4 protein-coding genes are annotated in these 3,306 nt (G+C 47.4%); 1 reads left to right on the plus strand and 3 read right to left on the minus strand.

Features of this window, described 5'->3' with window-relative positions:
* The 3 genes from B2899_RS05250 to B2899_RS05260 form a co-directional block, all read right to left on the minus strand.
* Nucleotides 1-536 (minus strand): DUF72 domain-containing protein (locus B2899_RS05250; protein ID WP_286884401.1); only part of this gene is annotated, 536 nt, incomplete at its 3' end.
* 9 nt (nucleotides 537-545) lie between these two features.
* Entirely contained in the window at nucleotides 546-1,487 is a 942-nt protein-coding gene (locus B2899_RS05255) for an NAD-dependent epimerase/dehydratase family protein (protein ID WP_286884402.1), read from the minus strand.
* A 56-nt stretch (nucleotides 1,488-1,543) separates the two neighbouring features.
* Complete coding sequence (locus B2899_RS05260) at nucleotides 1,544-2,116, minus strand: TetR/AcrR family transcriptional regulator (protein WP_146809777.1); 573 nt, start codon at nucleotides 2,114-2,116, stop codon at nucleotides 1,544-1,546.
* A gap of 252 nt (nucleotides 2,117-2,368) precedes the next feature.
* Between B2899_RS05260 and pdxK the strand changes: the two genes are divergently transcribed.
* The gene (pdxK, locus tag B2899_RS05265; protein WP_146809776.1) at nucleotides 2,369-3,220 is read left to right on the plus strand and encodes a pyridoxine/pyridoxal/pyridoxamine kinase; all 852 of its coding nucleotides are present in this window, start codon (nucleotides 2,369-2,371) and stop codon (nucleotides 3,218-3,220) included.
* The last annotated feature ends 86 nt before the right edge of the window (nucleotides 3,221-3,306 follow it).

The following is a 3,306-nucleotide window of genomic DNA, read 5'->3' on the forward strand; positions in this document are numbered from 1 at the left end:
AGCCCGACCCCCGCCTGCGGCTCGTCGCAGATGCTATGAATCCAGCCGTCCCGTTCCATAAACGCAAGCGTCCTCTCCCTCATCCGGGGCGCAAACCAGCTCTGATGCCGGAATTCAAGCGCAACCGGGATGTCTTCCATTTTTTCCTTCGTATAGCGAAGAATGCCGATATTCTTCTGCGTACAATCAAACCAGGGTGGATACTGGAACAGCACAGCTTTCAGCTTCCCTGCTTCGATCACAGGTTGTATCGAGCGTTTAAATGCGTCAAACATCTCCCCCATACTGGTGAACGGATTGTCACCTCGCAGATGCCCGGTCATCCCCTGATATGCTTTGACGATGAATCCGAATCGTTCCGGCGTATCCTGAACCCACTTTACGTAATTCTTTACCGGCTGGACGGCGTAAAACGAGCTGTCCACTTCCACCACAGGAAAGTATGAACTATATACCTGCAGCTTATCCCGACTCGGTATTTTATCGATATATAAATTATCATGATCGCCCCAACCGGTTAAGCCAATCAGAATCATGGTATACGCTTAATCTCCCTTCATGCAATTCAGTGTCTGCCTGATCCCTTCCTCATAAGGCGTCTTCGGCAGCGGCCCGATATGCGTCTCATATTTATTGCCTGATAAAACAACTGGCTCTTCCATCAAATACATCATTTCCCTTACTTCCCACATCGCTTTGTTAAATAAACCAATGAGTGTAATCATTCCTTTGCTTACGGTTCCTACTTTGCCCCGGAATCCGGTTAGTTCTCTTACGATGGCGACAATTTCCTTGCCGGAGATGACTGTGCAGCCCGGAATGTTCCAATTCTGGCCGTACGCTTCCTCCCGCATCGCCAGCTCCACCAGCGCCTTCGCTCCGTCCGGCGTGAAGATATATTCCCGTTTCACATCCTGCCGTCCGACAAACATGGCTTTCTTGCCCGATAGCATCGATTCCAGCGTATAATTCAAAACCGTGTTCGGCGCATGTGGTCCATAGAAATCCGGAAAATGGGCAATCAAAGCCGGAACGCCTCCCTTATGTGCTTCTCTCACCATTCTTTCCAGCTCAAGCCGTATTTTTCCTTTCTTCGTATGTGGACGCTTTGGATATTCTTCGGTAATCTCCTGGCCGTTTCCTCTTCCGTATGCGTAAATATTGTCTACAAATGCGAATTTGGCCTTCAGGGCAGAAGCGGCAGCCAGCACATTCTTCATAATGGTAGGATGTCCTGTCCGCCATTCCGGATACGGAATGTTTACCGTATGAAAAATTACGTCCGTACCTTCTCCAGCCTCGATAATGTCTTTCAATACGTATACATTTCCTGATGCAATCCTTACATTTTCCATTCCGCCAAAAAGTTTGTCGAGCTTCTCCTTCGTTCTCGCAAATGCGACAGTCTCAATCCCCCGGCCTGCTAACTCCTTCACCAGCGCATATCCCATCCCGCCCGATGCTCCCAACACTAACGCTTTTTTCATTCCATATCCCTCCTGTTTCAATTATTAACCATCGTTCAATTAATGGTAAAAAAAATTTACTCCAACCCTCTTAATAAAAATCGTGCATGCGATCTGGCCGCAGGTTCGGCATTCGCAAACGTGTTCTCCGTCTTGTAGTAATGCGCCACAAAGCCATGCAGAGCCAGGAATACGGACCATATCTTCGTCACACTCGCTTTTTTCCCGCTGAGCGCATAGATCGCTTTCGCGAATTTTTCATAACTGAGATTCGGCTCTTGCTGCAGATAGCTCTTCACTTCCTGGTCCTTAATCAAGAACATAACTTCATAATGGCTCTGATGTGTCAGACCAAATTCGATATATCCGACTAGGATATCTTCCAGCTTCTCACCCGGCGTTTTCTCTTCCTGGGCCATAATATCATCAAGCACCTTATTCAACAGGGCAAATCCTTCGCTGACCAGGGCATAAAAAAGCTCTGCCTTATTCTCAAAATGGTAATAAATCGAACCGTGGCTGTATCCCAGTTCTCTGGCGATTTGGCGCATCGAAACATTTCGATACCCGTATGTAACGAACAGTTCTCTGGCCGCGTCCAGAATTCTTTCCCTTGTAAGTTCCTGGTCTACCGCTTTTCTTGCTGCCATATCAACACCTCACTCCGATAATTAACCAGTGTTTAATTATGTATATTCAAATGATATCATGCACTTCTGCCACTTGCAATGTGCCATGCAAAATTTTAAAAACATAAACTTGTCCCGCTTTTTGATTGTACTCTTTACCGTGATTGTTATAATTGATAAAGAGACCGCCTGTGAGTCATCCTTTTTCGACCCTCACAGAATAAGAATAGGCATAAATCAATGATTACGCCGTTGTAAGGAGGATTAATGAATATGACGATGTATAAGGCATTAACGATTGCCGGATCGGATACAAGCGGCGGCGCCGGTATTCAGGCCGATTTGAAAACGTTCCAGGAACGCGGCGTATACGGTATGACCGCGTTAACAGTCATTGTGGCGCAAGATCCGCATAACGGATGGTTCCATAATGTATTTCCGATTGAATTAAGCACGCTTGAAGCACAGCTGGAAACCGTTCTGGCAGGCATCGGCGTTGACGCTTTGAAGACAGGAATGCTCGGCTCTATCGACATTATCGAGCTGGCGGCCGGCAAAATCGAGAAATACGGACTGAAAAATCTGGTCGTAGACCCGGTTATGGTATGCAAAGGAGCAGATGAAGCGCTGCATCCAGAGACAAACGAATGTCTGCGCGATGTACTCGTTCCGAAAGCGCTTGTCGTGACGCCGAATTTGTTTGAAGCGTCTCAATTGAGCGGGATGGGGCCGATTAAGACCGTCGACCAGATGAAAGAAGCAGCAGCCAGAATTCAAGAACGCGGCGCTAAGTACGTTATCGTGAAAGGCGGCGGCAAACTCGAACACGAAGCTGCCGTAGACGTGCTGTATGATGGAAAGAATTTCGAAATATTGGAATCCGAACGCATCGGAACTTCCTATACGCACGGCGCAGGCTGCACCTACTCCGCGGCTATCACCGCCGAACTCGCAAAAGGAAAGTCCGCACGCGAAGCGATTGATGTGGCAAAAGCTTTCATCACAGAAGCCATCCGCCACTCTTTCCCGCTGAACAAGTATGTGGGTCCTACCAATCATGCCGCATACCGCCTGTATGGACCAGGGAAGACCGAAAATCTGGCGGCGGAAGTATCCGTAAAATAATAACTTTTCCCCGCTTACGAATGGAGGGAAAGTATATTTTGCTTTATCACTATAAAGTAAAATATACTTTCCTATACCGGAACAAA

This window comes from Aneurinibacillus sp. UBA3580 (genome assembly GCF_002375825.1).
Lineage (GTDB): Bacteria > Bacillota > Bacilli > Aneurinibacillales > Aneurinibacillaceae > Aneurinibacillus > Aneurinibacillus danicus.

What these genes read in the sequence shown, in the direction of transcription:
- B2899_RS05255 (WP_286884402.1), bottom strand. Translation starts at nt 1,487, where the DNA reads ATGAAAAAAGCGTTAGTGTTGGGAGCATCGGGCGGGATGGGATATGCG.
- B2899_RS05260 (WP_146809777.1), bottom strand. Translation starts at nt 2,116, where the DNA reads ATGGCAGCAAGAAAAGCGGTAGACCAGGAACTTACAAGGGAAAGAATT.
- pdxK (WP_146809776.1), top strand. Translation starts at nt 2,369, where the DNA reads ATGACGATGTATAAGGCATTAACGATTGCCGGATCGGATACAAGCGGC.